The sequence below is a fragment of the Actinokineospora sp. NPDC051303 genome, from assembly GCF_055586285.1.
This window is the reverse complement of record NZ_JBVJIN010000022.1, coordinates 1-17,992: the sequence shown is the minus strand read 5'-3', so window position 1 is coordinate 17,992 and position 17,992 is coordinate 1. Positions and strand designations below refer to the sequence as shown.

The following is a 17,992-nucleotide window of genomic DNA, read 5'->3' as shown; positions in this document are numbered from 1 at the left end:
AACCGCCAAGTCGCGGTGCCCTGGCGTGTGCTGTCGATCTAGCTTCACCGAAACAGTTCGTCTGCGACAGCACCGTTTCGGGCTGACCGCCCCACGGACTCTTATAACCTCATAAGATCGCCGCCAGGGTCCGTGACGAGCGGAGAACTTGTGAATACTGCGAAAACTGTTCGCCTGTCGCGTCGGACGGTGCTGTTGGGCGGACTGGGGCTCGGGGCGGGCGCCGTCGCGGGATGCAAGAACACGGCGACACCTGGCGGCGCGCCGGAGAACCTGTTGCAGTCCAAGGTTCCCAGCTCGCAGATTCAGCCGGTCACGACTGTGCGCTACCTTTCGACCGGGCGCTACCGCGAGGTCGAGGCGGTGATCATCCGGCCCGCGGGGGTCCCGGTGAAGCCGATCCCGGTCTGCGTCGCGCTGCACGGCGGCCTAGGCGGGGCTAAGAGCTTCCTCGATCTGGGTGTGCCCGACATCCTCACCGGGCTTGTCCGCGACGGTGTGCCGCCGTTCGCCGTGGTCGCGGTCGAGGGCGGCAACTGGGTCGGCAGCCGCAACGACGATCCGCAGCGGATGCTCAACGAAGACCTCCCCGAGTGGCTCGACTACCACCAGCTCGCCACGACCCCGTTTTCCGCGGTGGGCATCGGCGAGGGCGGCGCGGGCGCGCTCAACCTGACCAGGACGCCCGGGTTCACCGCGGTCGCGGCGATCAGCCCCATCCTGTTCGACAGCTGGGCGGCGGCGGCCGCGGCCAAGATGTTCACCGACCGGGCCCAGTGGGAGCGCGTCGATCCGCTGCGCCACGTCAACGAGTTCGCTTATCTGCCAGTCGGAGTGTGGTGCGGGACCGAGGACCGCGCGTACCTGCGCAACGCGAAGACGCTGGCACAGCGGGTGAAAGCGGCCAAGACGTCGTTCGAGCGCGGCGGCCACGACGACCGGTACTTCCGTCGTGCGCTGCCCGAGGCGCTCCAGTTCGTCGGCGGTTACCTGTAGCCTCACGCTCCGGCGCGCGGACCGGCCGTCGCGACGAACTGGGGATTCACATGAGCGAGCAGCCAGAGCGCCCCGACATCACGCCCATGACACCGCTGGACGCCCCGGAGGCGTTGCAGCTGGGCATCGTCCCGCTGCGCCCGCTGGCGCTGCCGGACCTGGTCGCGGGCATGGCGCAGGGCTTGCGGCGCAACGCGGCCGCGCTGGTCGGCGTCGGCTTCGCGGTGATCACCGCGACCGAGCTGCTGCGCTGGTTCGTGTCCACGCTGGTCCTCGGCGACGTGCCGGACACCCGCGCCATCGCGGACGGCTCTCGCGTGGACTGGGCGGAGGTCCGCCCGCTGCTGATCGACGCGGCGCTGCACATGGTCATCGCGGCCCTGCTGGGCCTGCTGCTGGTCGCGGTGGTCAACGTGGTCGTGCCGCGCGCGGTGTTCGGCCACACCACCGGGGCGCGGGCCGCGCTGAGCGCCGCGCTGCCCGCGCTGCCGCGCCTGTTCCTGCTCACCCTGCTCACGGCCGTGATCTTCGGCGCGATCGCCGCGGTGGCGGGGTTCGCCGTGTTCGCCGGTGGCCCCGGCGGCGTGCTGCTGGCCCTGCCCGCGGCGGTGGCCATGCTCTACCTGGTGATCGCGTTCACCTTCGCGCAGTCGATCGTCGTGGTCGAGGACGGCAACCCGATCGCCGCGCTGGAGCGCTCCCGCAAGCTGGTGGCCGCGGTCGGCTGGTGGCGGGTGCTGGGCATCCTGCTGCTGGCCGGGATCGTGTTCGGCCTGCTCGGCATGATCGTCGGCGCTGTCTTCGGCCGCATCAGCGGCGACGCCGCCCTGGCCGAGGCCTTGGCTGCGGTGCTGTCCGGGACGCTGATCTCGCCCGCGACGCTGGTGCTCCAGTCGCTGCTGTATGTGGACCACCGGTCCCGCGCCGAGGGCATCGAAGGGTTGTGGCGCAAGGCAGGCTGACTGTCCACTCCGGACTTTCCAAGGGGCTTTCCGCGCGCCGCCAGCGGCTGTCGGCGCGTGGTGGCGTACGGTCTGCGAGGTGAACAGCGGACCGGACGACAGCACCTACGCACTGCGCCGCGGTCTGGAGGGCTACCTGCGCGCGGTCGCCGTCGCGCTGCGGCTGCCCGGCGAAGGCGTCTCCTGTGAGATCAGCGACACCGCCACCGCCTACGTCGCGCTGCCCGGCCACGGTGGCGACGACCTGATGCTGATCTGGGACGAGCGCAGCGGCTGGACCCTGGCCGTGGAGCACGCGCCGTCCGCGGAGCCCGAGGTCCTCGGTCGCTTCGGCCCCGACCCGGCGCCCCCGCCGGAGGCCGTCGCCGAGTTCGTCGCCCGGACGCGAGCGGGCCGGTCCTCCGAGGAGAACCGGCCCGTCGCCGAGTCCGTTGGCGACCGCTGGGCGCTCGCCGAGCGGCTGAGCCGCTACGCCTGAATCCGGGTCCTACATCACCGGGGCGACGTAGACCGGGCGCGCGTCGGACGCCTCGGCGCTGGCGTCCAGACCGAGCATCGTGAGCAGGTTGCGGCAGTCGTCGGCGTCGACCGAGTGCCCGGCGACCGTGCGGGCGGCACGGGTGCGCTGCGTTGTCAGGTTGTCCAGAGCGTCCAAGCGGGCCTGGGTGAACTCGTTGGCCGCGCCGGACAAGGGCCGGATTCCGCTCGACATCGTCAGGAACTCCTTCAGGGTAGAGCGTGTTCGGCAGCCGCCCGGGTCGTTCGGGGCAGGCGTCGCCGGGGGAGGGATGGCCGGGCTGACACGGTGGTTGGGGAGGCGGAGCGCATCCGTGTCGGTCTCGCGGGGCCCGGCTCGGTCGAGGGGCCGGGACCGGCTCCTCTGCCGGTCGTCTGCGTGTGCTCGACCACACGACAGTACCCCACCGGGCGTGGACGCGGACTCGGTCGACCGGACCAGGTACGATCGGTGGTGCGAGGGTCCGCTCAGTTCTGCCTCGGACCCGTTTCTCGTCGACCACCCACGCGCCGCGGCTGGTACCGCGCCGGGCAGGACGACCCTGTGACGTTCGGAGACACCCCATGGCGGTTGGCCGCCCCAGCACCACCCTGCCCGACACCCCCCAGTTCGTGGCCCCGCGCTCGGACACCCCGCGCCGCGAGCCCGCTCAGCGCGACACCCCGCATTCTTCGACCGCCCAGCGCGAGGCCCCCCGGTCAGCGACCCCCCAGCGGGAGACCCCGGAACGCGAGACTTCGCAGCGGGAGACGTCGCGGCGCCAGGCCCCGCGGTCCGGGCGGCGCGCGGCCGGACAGCGCCAGACCGCGGAGCGCCAGACTCCGGAGCGCGAGACCGCGCGGCGCCAGGCTCCGCGGTCCACGCAGCGGGAGACCGGGCGAGGCCAGACCTCGCGGCACGAGGCCCCGCAGCGCCAGACCGCCCAGCGCCAGGCCCCGCGCCGTGCCGAGGATCGGCGGGAAACCCCGCCGATCGCCCAGCAGGCGGTCGAACAGCCCGCTGCCGCGCCCCGGTCGTTCGATGATCTCGGGGTGCCCGCGTCGCTGGTCGCCGCGCTCGCCGAGGTCGGAGTCACTGCGCCGTTCCCCATCCAGTCCGCGACCCTGCCCGACTCGCTGGCGGGCCGCGACGTCCTCGGCCGGGGCCGCACCGGCTCGGGCAAGACGTACGCGTTCCTCATCCCGCTGCTCGCCCGGCTGGTCCAGGGCGCGGGCCGCCGGGCCCCGGGCCGTCCCCGCGCGCTGATCCTGGCCCCGACCCGGGAGCTGGCGACCCAGATCCACGACGCGGCCGCGCCGCTGGCCAAGGCCCTCGGGCTGCGCGCCACCACGGTGTTCGGCGGTGTCCGCCCCGGCCCGCAGGTCACCGCGCTGCGCGAGGGCGTCGACCTGCTCGTGGCCTGCCCCGGCAGGCTGGAGGACCACCTCAAGTCCGGCAACGTCCACTTGGACGCGGTGGAGACCACCGTGCTGGACGAGGCCGACCACATGGCCGACCTCGGGTTCCTGCCGGTCGTCCGCCGCCTGCTCGACCAGACTCCGCGCACCGGCCAGCGCCTGCTGTTCTCCGCCACCCTCGACGGCGGCATCGACGTGCTGGTCCGCCGCTACCTGGTCGACCCGGTCACGCACAGCGTCGACTCGGCCCAGTCGCCGGTCGCGGCCATGACCCACCACGTCCTGCACGTCGGCGGCGACGCCCGTCTCCCGGTCCTGGTCGACCTGACCTCGGCCCCGGGCCGCTGCATGGTCTTCACCCGCACCCGCCGCGGCGCCACCCGGCTCACCCGCCAGCTGGTCGCCGCGGGCGTGCGCGCGGTGGAGCTGCACGGCGACCTCGGCCAGCAGGCCCGCACCCGCAACCTGCTCGCATTCTCCGACGGCAGCGCCCCGACCTTGGTGGCCACCGACATCGCCGCCCGCGGCATCCACGTCGATGACGTCGCGCTGGTCATCCACGCCGACCCGCCGGTCGAGCACAAGGCCTACCTGCACCGCTCTGGCCGCACGGCCCGCGCGGGCGCGTCCGGCACCGTGGTCACCCTGATGACCGACGAGCAGGTCGCCGACGTGCGCGACTTGACTCGCAAGGCGGGCATCACCCCGATCACCACCAAGGCCCGCCCCGGCCACCCCGTCCTGACCGAGCTGGCCCCTGGCAAGCGGGTCCTGGTCGCCCCACCGGCTCGCCCGGCGACCGAGCCGCGCCCGGCGCGCGGCCAGGGCCGTGCCAAGTCCACCGGCCGGGCGGGCGCCAAGGCCGAGTCCAAGGGCGGCAAGCGCACGTCCGCCGCCTCGGCTCCGCGCGCTTCGGCGACGTCCGCCGCCGAGCCCCCGCGCGGAGCCGCCGCCTTCTCCGCGGGCTCCAGCGCGGGCCGCAGGCGCCGCTGACCTCCTGCCCGGGAACCTTCACGCCGAGGTTCCCGGGCACGGTCAGAGTTGGCCCGCCGCCACCATGCGCCGCAGGGTCACGTCGATCTCGTTGACGATCGGGTAGAGCCCGGCCATCTCGAAGGTGACTTTGTCGCGGAACTCAGGGTCCTGCCTGCGACGGCGGAACAGCTCCGCGACGCGGGCGCGCAGCGCGTCCGCCGCGGCCAGCGGCTCCGCGAGCAGGGGCAGCCGCGCGGCCAGCTCCCCGCTCTCGGGCTGCGGTGGTTCGCAGAACGCCGCGATCCGGCTCAGGTACGTGTCGAACGCGCCCCACCAGTACGACATCCGGTTCACCGACAACACCGGCGGCCGGTTGCGCAGCTTGGGTTTCTGCGGGAACTCCCGGTAGTGCTTGTCGACAAACGCCATGATGTCCGCGCTGACCGAGCGGAAATCCGCGATCTCCTTGGCCGCGTCTATGCGTTCGGTCAGTGACGACCATCCGCTGTGCTGGGCGATCAGCGCGGCGGATCTCCTCGGTTTCGGAACATTCTCGCCCAGGCAGTGGCGCGCGACCTGAGTGACGAAGTCGGCGAAGCCCGCCGCGCCCGCTTTTCGCACGTCCTCTTCGGCGCGTTGTTCCATGAGTTCCCGTGCGGCGGGGGGTTTCGGCCTCTCTGATCGCCGCCAGTGTGGCCGCGGGAAGCATGTGGGTGAAGTGCGGCGCGCCCGGCCCTGGCCGCGTCCCGGTGATCGAGCCGAGGGCGATGATCCGCGCGGTTTTCGGCAGCGGTCGGGTGTTCCAGCGCTCGGGAGGCAGCGGCGCGTGGGCGCGGTTGGGCGCGAGCGCCAGCAGGTCCGCGGTCGCGGTGCGCAGCCATTGCGGCGTCGGCAGACCGCGGGCCGCCATGCGTCTGCGCAGGGTCGTGTAGATCGCCTCCAGGCTGAGAAGGGGTTCCCCACCGGGAATGCCTTCCCGCAGGATGGCCAGGAGTTCGCCGGTGAACTCGCTGTACTTCGGACCGGACAGCGCGACCTTGTTAGCCGGGGACGCGGTAAGCACGCACGTGCCGTCTATCTCCAGTTCGCCCAACAGGCTTTCCTCGCCGGACATGAACGGCGCTGTCGCGCGCCCGGAAAAGCAGCAGTCGAGGATGACGACGGTCACCGTGGCCGACTTGACGACGAGATCGCGCACCGAGTCGTAGTCGAGCGCGGTGAACGCCGGAATCGCCGGGTCGGTGTCGGCGAGGGTGAGGAACAGTTCGCCGCGCTTCGTTCCGCGCATCCCGTGCCCGGCGAAGTAGACCAGCAGCATGTCCTCGGCCGCGTCCGCCGCCGTGGCGAGCGCCCGCCCGATCGCCGGGACGTCGGCGGTCGAGTCGAGCACGGCGCAGTGCTCGCGCGGCATCCCGCCGAGGTCGGGGGAGGTCAGCGCCTCGGTCATGCCCGCCAGGTTGTTCGGCACCGCGGACAGCGCCGGGAACCGGGTGTAGTCGCCGATGCCGATCAGCACGGCTCGGGAGCGGTCGGGGTCGAAGCGGCGCATCTGGTTCCCGAGGTCGAGGCGGACGGCGACACCGGAAGTACCGCGCGCCGAGAGCGACCTGTTACACCCGGATGCCCCCTCCGCCAGGCGAAGAGGGCATCCGGGTTCTCTGGGGCTAGTCAGTTTTATCCGGCCGGTGGGTGACGCGCACCGCGTTCAGCACCGGTGGCAGTTTCCCGCGCAGCGCCGCCAGTTCCACCGCGATCGAGCCGCCGTCGGGGACCGTCACCCAGAACTCGTGCCGGTCGGCCGCCATCGTGCCCACGCGGGCGGCGATGTCGTGGTTCGGGAGCACTTTCGCGCCGTTCAGCGAGACGTCGAAGACGCGCTTGCCGGGCACGAGACCCGCTCGCAACTCCGCGAAGTCCAACTCCACCTGGTAAGTGCCGCCCGGCAGTGCGTCGAACCGGTAACCGCCCGCGCTTTCCCGTTGCGATTGGTACAAGAGGTCGTCGTCGGTGCCCGTTATCTCCTTCTTGGTCGTGATTACCGGGCCGCCGCTGAGATAGCCGAATCCGCCTGGCGTCCAGGCTTGGTCGGCCGACCATCCGTCGCTGTTGCGGTCGGTGAACCCGCCGCCGCCCGCGTTAACGCCAGTGCGGTAAGCCGGAACGACCAGCCGCACGGGAATGGTCAGGGTCGGTGTGCGGCCCGCGTTGGTCGTCAACGTCACCGCCGCCTCGTGCACGCCGGGCAGCAGGCCCACCGGGTCGACGCGGACGGTGATGTTCTGGCTCTGCCCCGGTTTCAGCGTCGCCGACCCCGGCACCGCCCACACCCACGGCGCGTTATCCGCGAGCTGGTAAGTCAATGCGAGGTCGCTTGTGCTCGCCAACGCGACCATAGAGGTCCGCAGTTGGCCGGACTGTCCGAGGAACGTCAGCGTTGTCGTGTCCAACTCCGCCCGTGGCGTTTTGAGGGCCACGTTCTCGGACAGGTCTTGCGCGACGGTCACCGTCTTGCTGGCGCCGAGGTAGTTCTCCTTCGCCACCTCGACCGTGTACTCGCCCGCGAGCAGCCGCAGCCGGTAAGCGCCGTCCGCGCCCGTGGTGGCCCGGGCGATCTCGACCTCGCCGCGCAGCGCCCGCACGGTGGCGCCCGCGACGGGCAGGGTGTCGTTGGCGTCGGTGATCGCGCCCGCGACGAGCCCGCTCGGCGGCGGTGTGAACCGCACGGAGTTCGCGTCCGACAGCACCGGCGAGTTCAGCGAGTACTGCAAACCCACTGTGCCGGTGTGGTTTTCGATGCCGACCGTCGCCGAGACGCCTGTCTCGCGGGGGACCGCCGGGTCCAGTCCGCGATACCGCAACGAGATCTCACCGTTCTCCGACAGCACTGCCTCGAAGTCCACGCGGGTCGACGTGGCCTGGTAGAAGGTCGCGTTGCGCCACTCCACGACGAACTCCCGGTTCGGCGCGACGCCGGTGGTCTTGGTGTAGACCCGGCTGTTCGCGTCGAGGAGCAGGTCGTCCCAGAACGGGTAGATCGCCGCGTTGGGGGCGCCCGGCGCGGGCAGCGCGACGTTGGTGAACGCCGTGCTGCGCGCCAGGAAGTTGATGTGCCCATTGGTGGTGACGAACGCGGAGTGGTAAGTGCTGCCATAGAAGAAGAATCCGAACGGCAGGGCGATGCTGGTCGCCGCGTCGTCCCCGGTCAGCGTCACCAGGGTGTCACCCTCCACATAGGACGCGGTCTCCACCGCGCAGTGGTGCCCGAAGGAGTCCCGGCGGGTGGGCAGGGTGAATCCGAGTGTCTTATCCGCGTCAACGGTGAGGTCCACCGTTTGCGGGTCAGTGCACCCGCCCGCCGACGCGGTGATCCGGTAAGCGCCCACCGGCACGTCCGGGATCGCGTACGCCCCGTCCGCCCCGGACCGCGCGGGCGGAATCGGCGTCCCCAGCACCTGCACGGTCGCGTTCGGGACCGCCGCGCCCCCCGAATCGCGGACCACACCGGTCACCGTGTGCCGGGGGACCGCCCGCAGCGCGAGGTCCCGGGTGACGGTCGCGTTCTCGGTGACCGCTACCGACGTGCTCGCGCCGTCATACCCGAACGCCGTCACCGCCACGGTGTAGTCGCCTACGGGCAGCGTCGCGGCGAACGTGCCCGTTGGGCCCGTCGTGGTGGTCCGGGTGGTCGGGCCGGTGATCGCGACCCGCGCGCCCGCCAGCGGCCCGCCGAGGTCCACGTCGGTCACCGTGCCGCCGAGCGTGCCCACCGGCCCGCGCGGGGACTGCTCCACCGCGGCGAACGCGTTGAGCTTTCCCTCACCGAAAACGTTGTTGTCGGCCACTGTCCCGCCGCACGACAGGTTGCCCACGTCGACCGCGGACAGGTCTAACAGTTCTGCGGTAAGCGCCACATCGCCGACCAGCGACGGCGCCGCCGACCACATCAGCGCGACCGTGCCCGAGGTGTGCGGCGCGGCCATGGACGTGCCGTTGTTCGGCGCGTACCCGCCTCCGGGGACCGACGAGCGGATGTTGACCCCGGGCGCGGCCAGATTCGGCTTCACGTCGCCGTTCTCGCCGGGCCCCCGGCTGGAGAACCCCGCGATGGCCCCGGTGGCGTCGAACGCGCCCGAGGCGTAGGACTCCGCGTTGTCGCCCGGCGAGCCCGCGGTGTCGCAGCCCGGCCCGGAGTTGCCGGTGGAGAAGGACGGGAACATGCCCGCCGCGCGCCACGCGGTCACCGTCGCCCGGTACCACGGGTCGATCACCGCCCCGTTGGACGAGCCCCAGGAGTTGTTCACCACGTGCGGGCGCAGGTCCGGGCGCGGGTTCGCGCCCGAGGCGTCGGTCGGGGCCAGCATCCACTGGCCCGAGGCCAGCAGCGCGGTGTCCGAGCAGCTGTTGGTCTCGCAGCCCTTCGCCGCGATCCACCGCGCGCCGGGGGCGACGCCGATCTGGTTGGCCGCGCCGTCGTCGCCGACCATCGTGCCCATCGTGTGGGTGCCGTGGCCGTTGTTGTCGCAGGGCGCGGCGGTCGGGCAGACCCGCGACGGGTCGAACCAGTTGTAGGCGTGGTCGAACGTCCCGCCGCCCGCGTTGCCGCGGTACTTGCCGACCAGCGCGGGGTGGTCGAACTGCACGCCGGAGTCGATGTTGCCGACGACGACGCCCTCGCCGCGCACGCCGAAGCCGGACCAGACGTCGTCGGCGTTGATCGCCGCGAGCCCCCACTCGACCGCGTTGACCTCCGCTTCCTCCTTGCCGGGGGCGGGTGTGGGCAGCTCGTAGGTGCGCGGGGCCAGCAGGGCGGCGACCTCGCCGCGCGCGGCCAGCGCCTGGGCCAGATCCTCTGTCCCGTTGTGCACGCGCAGCGCGTTGGCGACGAAGTACGGCTCGTAGTCAGCCTTGGCCGCGTCCAGGTCCGCGCGCACCGCGGCCAGGCCGCGCTCGGCGGTCGCCCGCAGCGCGTCGAGCACGGCCTGGCCCCTGGCCGCCCAGTCGGTGATCCGGGAAGGGCCGGACAGGTCTGCCTGTTCGCCGAATAAGACCCAGAAGTCACCGCTGCCCTTGGTGGCGAGGGTTCGCGCGACCGAGGCGTCGATCTTGGCGTTCGGGTCCGCCGCCGCGGGGGTGGCCGCGGCCGCGACGGTGAGCGTGGTCAGCAGGCCGAGCACGGCGGCGACCAGGGCGAGCCAGGTCTGCCGGGCGGCACGCCGAGGGGGAGGGGGCAGGTGGGGACGCAAGGCGATTGCTCCGATCTCGCGGCGGGGTGTCGCGCGGGTGACCTTCGGTAGTCGATCGATGACTGCCGGTTCCCATTGACGCTGCCGGATCACGTGGGCCGCGTGAAGGCGTCGCACCGGGCGGTATCGGGGCTTTTAGCGGGCAAGGAGCAGATTTCGCCCTGCCTTGACCCCCGTTCTTGTAACGCGCCAACCCTTATCGAGGACGTCTCGGTTAGTGATGACGATCGCCGGATCTGGTGGGGGTGGGCGCTCGGTGGACGCCGTGGACGTGTTCGGGCAGTTCGACTCGCCGTTGATCCTGTGCGTCGGGACCAGCGCGGACGAGTTGGCCGCCGTGGCCGCCGCGACCGGCGGCCGCGCCGCGGTGCTCTACCTGCCCGACGCGGGCGCGCTGCGCGCCGCTCTGGCCGCGCCGCCGTCGCCGAGGCCCGCCGCGCACCGCGTCGTGGAGCACGGCAAGCTGCGGCTCGACGCGGACCTGCGCGAGGCCACCTGGCGCGGCGGCGGCGTCCCGCTGTCCTCCCGGGAGTTCGACCTGCTGTTCGCCCTCGCCGCGGACCCGGGGCGGGTCTGGTCGTTCGCCGAGCTGACCACGCACGTCTGGGGGCGGCCGTACGTGGGCGACACCCAGGCGGTCGGGTCGGCGGTGAAGCGTTTGCGCCGCCAGTTGCGGGAGGTCGCGTCCGAGGTGCGGGTGGAGTCGGTGCGCGGCGTCGGCTACCGCCTGACCGTCGGCGAGGTCGGCGGGGTGCCACTTCCGTCACACTGACGAACGCCGCCGACTTGATCGGCGGCGCTGACCCGGCATGCTGTCCCCCATGGCAGCAGAGCAGCATTACCTGGTCGGCCTCGATCTCGCGGGCCGCCGCGTCGTCGTGGTCGGCGGTGGAACCGTGGCGCAGCGGCGCCTGCCCCGGCTGGTCGGCTCCGGCGCGTCGATCGAGGTCGTCTCGCCCGAGGTCACCCCGTCCGTGCAGGCGATGGCCGAGGCGGGCGAGATCACCTGGCATCAGCGGCCCTACCGGTCCGGCGATCTCGCCGACGCCTGGTACGTGCTCTGCTGCACCTCGGTCACCGAGGTCAACGCCGCGGTCGCCGAGGAGGCCGAGCGGCTGCGGGTGTTCTGCGTGCGCGCCGACGCGGGCAGCGCGGGCAGCGCCGTGACCCCGGCCAGCGGCGAGTACGAGGGCCTGCTGGTCGGCGTCCTCGCGGGCGGGCACCACCAGCGCTCGGCCGCGGTCCGCGACGGCCTGCTCGACGCGCTGCGCGAGGGCCGGGTCGCCGACCAGGCCCGCGGCCCGGAGCTGCCCGGCGTGGCGCTGGTGGGCGGCGGCCCCGGCGACCCGGAGCTGATCACCGTGCGCGGCAGGCGGCTGCTGGCCCGCGCCGACGTCGTGGTCGCCGACCGTCTCGGCCCGCGTGAGCTGCTGGACGAGCTGCCCGCGACCGTGACCGTCATCGACGCGGCGAAGATCCCCTACGGCCGCTCGGCGAGCCAGGACGCCATCAACGACGCCCTGATTGAGCACGCTAAGGCGGGCAAGTTCGTGGTGCGGCTCAAGGGCGGCGACCCGTACCTGTTCGGCCGCGGCTTCGAGGAGCTGATCGCCTGCGTGCGGGCTGGGGTCCCGGTCACGGTGGTGCCGGGCATCACCTCGGCCTTCGCCGTGCCCGCGGTCGCCGACGTCCCGGTGACGCACCGGGGCGTGGCGCACGAGGTCGTCGTCGTGTCCGGGCACGTCGGCCCGGACGACCCGGCCTCGCTCACCGACTGGTCGGCGTTGGCCAAGCTGAGCGGGACGATCGTGCTGATGATGGGCGTGGACAAGCTCGACCAGTTCGCCGCGGCCCTCGTCGCGGGCGGCCGGGACGCCGCGACCCCGGTCGCGGTCGTGCAGGAGGGCACCACCCGCAACCAGCGCGTCCTGCGCTCCACGCTGGCCTCGGTCGCCGAGGACGTCCTCGCCGAGGGCATCCGACCGCCCGCGGTCACCATCATCGGGCCGGTCGCCGGTTTGGCGGCGGAACTGGGCTGAGGGGCTGGGCTGAGGGGCTGGGCCGGGCTCGCGGGCGCGCTAGTCCGGCCACTCCCAGCGCACGCACTGGATGCCGGGGCCGAAGTCGAGGGCGATCGCGTGCGCCCGCCCGTCCGCTCTGAGCTCTAGCTTGCGCCGGTTTGTGACCTGCTCGTCGGTGTCGACGGTGTACTGCTCCAGGTAGACCGGCAGCGCCGCGGGGTCGAAGCGCAGTTCGAGCACGAACTCGCGGACCGGGCTGGTGAACTTGCGGCAGTAGCTGTCGTCGCCGCGGGAGTAGGGCGGCCCGGGGTGGCGCAGGACGTAGTCGACGATCGTCGTCTCGCCCCGGTTGAGCGGCTGGTCGAGCAGGATCTCCGCGGCCATCAGGCCCGCCCCCGGGTCCTGGGCCACGCGGCCGATCCGGCACGTGTCGCCCGCGGTGATCTCGGGGAACGGCCTGCCCGGCAGTTCGAGGTCGTAGACCATCAGCGTCCGGTCGGCCCCGTCGCGCTCGGCGCGGAAGACCTGCCGGATGGAGATGGCCTTCTCGCCCCGGTTGCCCGCGATCTCGATCTTGTCGTGCTGGCTGAGCTTGGCCAGCGCGGTGTCGGTGGTGAAGTCGATGCGGCGCAGCAGGTGCGAGACGGGCTCGCTGTTGCCCCACAGCGCCTCGACGGTCAGCCGGGACGATTCCCGGTTGACCCGGCCGCGCGGGCGCGGCGGGCCGAGCAGGGCGATCAGCGACCCGGTGGACACGCCGAGGACGTCTTCGAGGTGGCCGAGCGCGGCCAGCGACTCGGCGCGCTCGGGCCTGCGCCTGCCGGACTGCCAGTAGCTCAGCGCCGTCACGCTGATCGAGACGCCGCGGGCCCGCAGCCGGTACTGGATGCGGTCCAGGCTCAGGCCGCTCGCTTGGATCGCGGACCGCAGCGCGGCGGGGAACGCGTCGGCGGCCGCCGACTCCGGCCCACCGGCCGTCATCGCCTGGCGAACACTCCCGTTCTGGTGAAGTTCACGAACTGGCTCGCGGGTGATACCGCTACCCATGTTCACTCCCTGGCTAACCCCATACGCCCTGACGTGCACATTACGTCCTGAGAACGCCGCTGGGTAGCCGTAGTGTTAATTCATGGGTAACCACCTCACTGCCCGCAGTCACAAGATGACCCGATCGGGTCCGTCGTTATACCCCCTTTTGGTCCAGGAGGGACGGCCGAAAGGATCTATCCCCCCGTCCCGGACAGTGAGGGCTTACCGGGGTCGCGGACAAGCCTGATGAGGTTCCCTCTTGCGCGGGTGACTAGCCTGACCGGCGCACAGTGTCCTGACCCGGGAGCGATAGGTGCTGCACCTCAGAATCGTCTGCCCGACCACGCTTACCGAGGACGCGTTAGCCGTGCTGCGCGGCCACGCGGGCGCGACGCACCTGGTGGTGTTCCCCGACGCGGCCATCGACCCGGTGGGCGACGTGGTCGAAGCCGATCTCGCCCGCGAGGCCGCGGACGAGATCCTGGGCAAGCTCTGCGGGCTGGGGATCGACCGCGCGGGCGGCATCACCCTGGAGCAGATCGACACCGCGCTGTCCGACGCCGCCGACCGCGCCGAGGAAGCCGCGCCCGGTGAGGCCGCCGACGCCGTGGTGTGGGAGGAATTGGTCGCGCGTACCGGCGAGGAGTCCCGGCTCAACGTCACCTATCTGTCGTTCCTGACCATCGCCTGCCTGCTCGCCGCGGTCGGCGTGATCACCGACTCGCCGGTCACGATGGTCGGCGCCATGGTCGTCGGCCCGGAGTTCGGGCCGCTCGCCGCGCTCGCCGTCGGCCTGGTGCGCCGTCGCCGGGACCTGGCCCGCCGGGCGACGATGGCGCTGCTGGTCGGCTTCCCGCTGGCCATCGCCATCACCGCGGGCGGCACCTGGCTGGGCAACCTGGCCGGACTGTTCGACGCGAGCGCGATCGCGGGCGACCACCAGGTCGATTTCGTCTACGAGGTCGGCCCGTGGTCGCTGATCGTCGCGGTGCTCGCGGGCGCGGCGGGGATGCTGTCGATGACCTCGGCGAAGTCCGCCGCGCTGGTCGGGGTGTTCATCTCGGTCACCACCGTGCCCGCGGCCGGGTACATCGGCGTGGCCGCCATTCTGGGCGAATGGGCGAAAGTGCTTGGCTCGGCGGGGCAGTTGGCGGTCAACTTGACAGGTATCGTGCTGGCCGCCGCCGTCGTGCTGCTGCTGCGCCGTCGCGGAACGGTCTCGGGCGATACGGGAAGACCGTTGTCCGCGGGGTGACTCCTTCCTGCCAGAGGAGGACTCTCCGTGGGCGTCACACTGAAACACGATTGACCTCGTGAGTTTTTGCCAGGTGTGTCGCGTCGTTTCGACTGACAGCACTACGGTCATATGGGCGAAGTGCTGACCGGGCCCGGTTGGGCCACCTACGATCGGGAGTAGGGTCAGAGGAGATGAGTGTGGAGATCGCCGCCGATCCGCCGGAAACCGGCGATCCGGACGGCACCGGCGACGCCGACCACTCCGCGCGGGCAGAGGTGCTGGCGACGGTCGTGGCCGCGGAGTCCGTGCTCAGCAAGCGCTTCGGGGCGCGCATCAGCCTCGCCGAGCCGGAAGACCTCGGCGGCAGCGAGCGATCGATCGTGCTCAGAGTCAAGGTCGCCGCCAGTCCGTTCTCGCTCCCGCGCACTCTCGCGGTGAAGCGCTATGTGCAGCCCCCGGGCACCAGTCCACGCGACAGTTGGGTCCGCGAGGCGGTCAGCTACCAGCTTTTCACCGCGCTCGCGGCGGAAGACCGGATGTGCCCGGAGCTGTTCGCCCACGACAGCGGGACGAACCTGCTCGTCATGGAAGACCTCGGCCGCGCCCCCACGCTGGCCGAGAAGCTGCACGGGTCCGACGCGCGCGCCGCCGAGGGCGCGCTGCTGTCCTGGGCGCGGTCGCTGGGCAAGCTGCACGCGAGCACCGCGGGCCGTGAAGCCGACTTCGACGCGCTGCTGCGCAGGCTCAGCCCGCCCACGTCCAAGGACCCGCTGACCGTGGACGGCCCCGCCGCCATGGCCGCGCTGCCCGGTCTGCTGCGCGCCGTCTACGACGTCGAGACCCCCGACGAGGTGGTGGACGCGGCCAAGGCGACGCTCGCGCTGCTCGACGCGGCCCGCCACCGCGCGTTCAGCCCGTCCGACTCCTGCCCGGACAACAACCTCATCACCAACCGGGGCGTGCGGTTCCTCGACTTCGAGGGCGGCTGCGTGCGGAACATGATGTTCGACGCCGCCTACCTGACCGTGCCGTTCCCGTCCTGCTGGTGCGCCTACGCGCTGCCGCCGGGGATGACCGACGCGATGCTCGCCGCGTGGCGGGCCGAGGTGCGGACCATGTGGCCCGATCTCGCCGACGACGCGGTGCTGCTGCCCAAGCTGCTCGACGCGCAGTTGTTCTGGGTGTGGCTGACCACGTGGCAGTTCCTCACCGTCCCCGACGTCGAGCAGTTGGGCTCGGGCGGGTCGGTCGCCCGGCCGCACCAGGCCGACGTGCTCGTGGCCCGGTGGGCGGGCTTGGCGAAGTCCGCGCGGCGCGCGGGCGCGGACGCGGTCGCCGACCACGCCGACACCGTTGTCGCCGCCCTCACCGTCCGTTTCGGTAGTCGTTCGCTCCCGCTCTACCCTGCGTTCGACTAGCACCTGTGCTAGCACCGGATTTTCTCCGGTCTGACTCTGTCCGGACACCGCGAACTCACCGCGCATGAGCCCGCACGCGCCATGGTTGTGCCGTGACAGCGGTGGGGATACAACGCACCACATCCACGTCTCCGGGTTGGTCGGCGCGCACGCTCGCCGTTCTCGGGGACTCGACCACGGTGGGCGTCGGCGACCCGCTGCCCGGCGGCGGGTGGCGCGGCGTGGGCCCGCTTCTCGGCGCCGCGCTCGGCGCGCGCGTCCACAACGTCTCGTTCACCGGCGCGCGGTTGGCCTGTGTCCGGGACCGGCAACTGCCCGAGGCGCTGCGCGCCCACCCGGACGCGGCGATCGTGATCGCGGGCATGAACGACACGCTGCGGTCGGACTTCGACCCGGACAAGATGTGCGCGGACCTGACCCATGTGGTCACCGCGCTGAACCAGGCGGGCTCGGTCGTCGTGCTGGTCCGCTACCACGACCACGGCCGCGTTTTCCGGCTGCCCGGTTCGCTGCGCCGCGCGCTGCGGTTCCGGATCGACCGGCTCAACGAGGTGATCGACGCTGTGGTCGCCGCGACCGGCGCGCCCTGTCTGGACCTCGACCGTCTCCCCGGTGCGTACGAGCCGCCCACGTGGAGCGTCGACCGGCTGCACCCGTCGGAGTACGGCCACCGGATCTTGGCCAACGGCCTGGCCGGGCTGCTGGCCGAGGGCGGCTGCGAGATCCCGCGCCCGGTCAGCCTGGTCTGCGAGGGCGGCTTGCGCGCGGGCCCGCTCGCGCACGTCGCGTGGCTGATCGTGAAGGGCATCCCGTGGCTGTGGCGGCGCGGCCGCGACCTGGTGCCCTACGCCATCGGCCTCATGCTGCGCTCGGCCCCGCCCAGCGGCACGCTGTCCACGGAGCCCGTGCCGCGCGTCCGTAAAGTGCGGGGCATGGCGACGATCGAACGAGTGCTGCTCGGGCCGGGACCGTCCAACCCGTATCCGGAGGCCACCGCGGCGCTGTGCGCGCCGCTGCTGGGGCACTTGGACCCGGAGTTCCTGCGCGTGCTGGACGAGACTTGCGCGCGCCTACGCCGGGTATGGGGCACCGACAACGCCCGCACACTGCCGCTGTCGGGCACCGGCTCGATCGGCATGGAGGCCGCGTTCGCCAACTTCGCGCGGCCCGGCGATGTAGTCGTCGTCGGCGTCAACGGCCTCTTCGGCGAACGCATGGTCGACGTCGCGGCCCGCTACGGCGCCGACGTCGTCCGCGTCGACCACGACTGGGGCCAGCCAATCGACATCGAGCGGATGCTTGCCGCGCACCCGGAGCCGTCCCTAGTCGCCGCCGTCCACGCCGAGACCTCGACCGGCGTCCGCAGCGACATCAAGGCGCTAGCCACCGCCGTCCACAAGCGCGACCAGCGCACACTGGTACTGGCCGACTGCGTGACTTCCTTGGCGGGCATCCCAGTCGAGATCGACGCCTGGGGCGTCGACATCGCCTACTCCGGCACCCAAAAATGCCTAGGCGTCTCCCCAGGCCTGTCCCCCTTCACCATCTCCGACCGCGCCTGGGACCGCCGCGTCAAACGCCCACCAACGTGGTACCTGGACCTCAACCTCATCGGCGCCTACGTAGACGGCACAGGTGGACGCACCTACCACCACACCGCGCCAGTGGCCCTGATCGCCTCTCTACACGCCGCTCTCGGCCGGATCTTGGAGGAAGGCCTAGACGCCGTCCACGAACGCCACCGAGCGGCAGGGGAGCGATTGCATGCAGGCCTCACCGATCTAGGCCTGGAACTGTTCGCCGCCGAGAACCACCGCCTCCCAGAACTGACCACAGTCCGCGTCCCCAACGGCGTCGACTCAGCAAAGGTGCGGCAAATCCTACTAACCGAATACGGCATAGAAATCGGCGCAGGCGCAGGCGCCTTCGCCAGTTCCGTGTGGCGCATCGGCCTCATGGGCCACAACGCCCGCCCAGACCGCGTAGAACTGATCCTCGCCGCCCTACGCCGCGCCATGTGAACGCAGAGCACGCACGCACGCCCCTGCCAAATACCCGATGGGATGGGCCAAACGGCGAACCCACGTTCCTGCCAACAGAAGCCCAACGCTGCCAGGTGCTCGATGGGGTGGAGTGGTTTCTTCGGGGGAGAAGGAAGATCGCTAAGCTGGCTCCGCACGTGTGAGGCCGAAGGCAT

General features: G+C 71.8%; 14 protein-coding genes and 1 pseudogene. 10 read left to right on the top strand and 5 right to left on the bottom strand.

From position 1 onward, the window contains the following. Positions 1–189 precede the first annotated feature (189 nt). The 3 genes from ACZ6SD_RS18320 to ACZ6SD_RS18310 all read left to right on the top strand — a co-directional run bounded on the left by ACZ6SD_RS18320 (position 190) and on the right by ACZ6SD_RS18310 (position 2,436). A complete protein-coding gene (locus tag ACZ6SD_RS18320) occupies positions 190–996 on the top strand; it encodes an alpha/beta hydrolase (protein ID WP_465318125.1) in 807 nt (268 codons plus the stop codon). A 50-nt stretch (positions 997–1,046) separates the two neighbouring features. Continuing rightward, positions 1,047–1,958, top strand: coding sequence for a hypothetical protein (locus tag ACZ6SD_RS18315; RefSeq protein WP_465318124.1), 912 nt, complete (start codon positions 1,047–1,049; stop codon positions 1,956–1,958). Between the two features lie 79 nt (positions 1,959–2,037). Continuing rightward, entirely contained in the window at positions 2,038–2,436 is a 399-nt protein-coding gene (locus ACZ6SD_RS18310) for a DUF6292 family protein (RefSeq protein WP_465318123.1), read from the top strand. 9 nt (positions 2,437–2,445) lie between these two features. Here the strand turns inward: ACZ6SD_RS18310 and ACZ6SD_RS18305 are convergent, their stop codons facing one another. Further along, on the bottom strand, positions 2,446–2,670 hold the full coding sequence (locus ACZ6SD_RS18305; RefSeq protein ID WP_465318122.1) for a hypothetical protein: 225 nt from the start codon (positions 2,668–2,670) through the stop codon (positions 2,446–2,448). 776 nt (positions 2,671–3,446) lie between these two features. Here ACZ6SD_RS18305 and ACZ6SD_RS18300 point away from each other — a divergent pair. Then, positions 3,447–4,865 (top strand): DEAD/DEAH box helicase, encoded by a 1,419-nt coding sequence (locus tag ACZ6SD_RS18300; RefSeq protein WP_465318205.1) that lies wholly within the window; start codon positions 3,447–3,449, stop codon positions 4,863–4,865. Positions 4,866–4,907: 42 nt separating this feature from the next. Here ACZ6SD_RS18300 and ACZ6SD_RS18295 read toward each other — a convergent pair whose 3' ends face one another. Then, the gene (locus ACZ6SD_RS18295; protein ID WP_465318214.1) at positions 4,908–5,492 is read right to left on the bottom strand and encodes a hypothetical protein; all 585 of its coding nucleotides are present in this window, start codon (positions 5,490–5,492) and stop codon (positions 4,908–4,910) included. Positions 5,493–5,539: 47 nt separating this feature from the next. Between ACZ6SD_RS18295 and ACZ6SD_RS18290 the strand changes: the two genes are divergently transcribed. Then, on the top strand, positions 5,540–5,779 hold the full coding sequence (locus ACZ6SD_RS18290) for a hypothetical protein (RefSeq protein WP_465318213.1): 240 nt from the start codon (positions 5,540–5,542) through the stop codon (positions 5,777–5,779). Here the strand turns inward: ACZ6SD_RS18290 and ACZ6SD_RS18285 are convergent. Continuing rightward, positions 5,764–6,396: pseudogene (locus ACZ6SD_RS18285) on the bottom strand (caspase family protein); the annotation flags it as partial. The gene ACZ6SD_RS18290 and the pseudogene ACZ6SD_RS18285 sit on opposite strands and share 16 nt — an antisense overlap. 115 nt (positions 6,397–6,511) lie before the next feature. Next, positions 6,512–10,090 (bottom strand): carboxypeptidase regulatory-like domain-containing protein, encoded by a 3,579-nt coding sequence (locus ACZ6SD_RS18280; RefSeq protein ID WP_465318121.1) that lies wholly within the window; start codon positions 10,088–10,090, stop codon positions 6,512–6,514. A 256-nt stretch (positions 10,091–10,346) separates the two neighbouring features. Between ACZ6SD_RS18280 and ACZ6SD_RS18275 the strand changes: the two genes are divergently transcribed. Next, positions 10,347–10,862: a winged helix-turn-helix domain-containing protein gene (locus ACZ6SD_RS18275; RefSeq protein WP_465318120.1), complete on the top strand. Its 516-nt coding sequence runs from the start codon at positions 10,347–10,349 to the stop codon at positions 10,860–10,862. A gap of 49 nt (positions 10,863–10,911) precedes the next feature. Further along, the gene (gene cobA, locus ACZ6SD_RS18270; RefSeq protein WP_465318119.1) at positions 10,912–12,129 is read left to right on the top strand and encodes a uroporphyrinogen-III C-methyltransferase; all 1,218 of its coding nucleotides are present in this window, start codon (positions 10,912–10,914) and stop codon (positions 12,127–12,129) included. Between the two features lie 39 nt (positions 12,130–12,168). Here the strand turns inward: cobA and ACZ6SD_RS18265 are convergent, their stop codons facing one another. Continuing rightward, positions 12,169–13,158 carry a helix-turn-helix domain-containing protein gene (locus ACZ6SD_RS18265; protein ID WP_465318118.1) on the bottom strand — a complete coding sequence of 330 codons (990 nt, stop codon included), beginning with the start codon at positions 13,156–13,158 and terminating at the stop codon, positions 12,169–12,171. A gap of 295 nt (positions 13,159–13,453) precedes the next feature. On the opposite strand from ACZ6SD_RS18265, the gene ACZ6SD_RS18260 reads away from it, so the two are divergent. From ACZ6SD_RS18260 to ACZ6SD_RS18250, 3 genes are all read left to right on the top strand, one after another. After that, positions 13,454–14,395, top strand: a complete 942-nt coding sequence (locus ACZ6SD_RS18260) for a DUF389 domain-containing protein (protein ID WP_465318117.1) — start codon at positions 13,454–13,456, stop codon at positions 14,393–14,395. Positions 14,396–14,568: 173 nt separating this feature from the next. Further along, complete coding sequence (locus ACZ6SD_RS18255; protein ID WP_465318116.1) at positions 14,569–15,795, top strand: protein kinase family protein; 1,227 nt, start codon at positions 14,569–14,571, stop codon at positions 15,793–15,795. A gap of 101 nt (positions 15,796–15,896) precedes the next feature. Then, a complete protein-coding gene (locus tag ACZ6SD_RS18250; RefSeq protein WP_465318115.1) occupies positions 15,897–17,816 on the top strand; it encodes an aminotransferase class V-fold PLP-dependent enzyme in 1,920 nt (639 codons plus the stop codon). Positions 17,817–17,992: the final 176 nt, after the last annotated feature.

What these genes read in the sequence shown, in the direction of transcription:
- ACZ6SD_RS18295 (WP_465318214.1), bottom strand. Translation starts at nt 5,492, where the DNA reads ATGGAACAACGCGCCGAAGAGGACGTGCGAAAAGCGGGCGCGGCGGGC.
- ACZ6SD_RS18315 (WP_465318124.1), top strand. Translation starts at nt 1,047, where the DNA reads ATGAGCGAGCAGCCAGAGCGCCCCGACATCACGCCCATGACACCGCTG.
- ACZ6SD_RS18265 (WP_465318118.1), bottom strand. Translation starts at nt 13,158, where the DNA reads ATGGGTAGCGGTATCACCCGCGAGCCAGTTCGTGAACTTCACCAGAAC.
- ACZ6SD_RS18305 (WP_465318122.1), bottom strand. Translation starts at nt 2,670, where the DNA reads ATGTCGAGCGGAATCCGGCCCTTGTCCGGCGCGGCCAACGAGTTCACC.
- cobA (WP_465318119.1), top strand. Translation starts at nt 10,912, where the DNA reads ATGGCAGCAGAGCAGCATTACCTGGTCGGCCTCGATCTCGCGGGCCGC.
- ACZ6SD_RS18255 (WP_465318116.1), top strand. Translation starts at nt 14,569, where the DNA reads ATGAGTGTGGAGATCGCCGCCGATCCGCCGGAAACCGGCGATCCGGAC.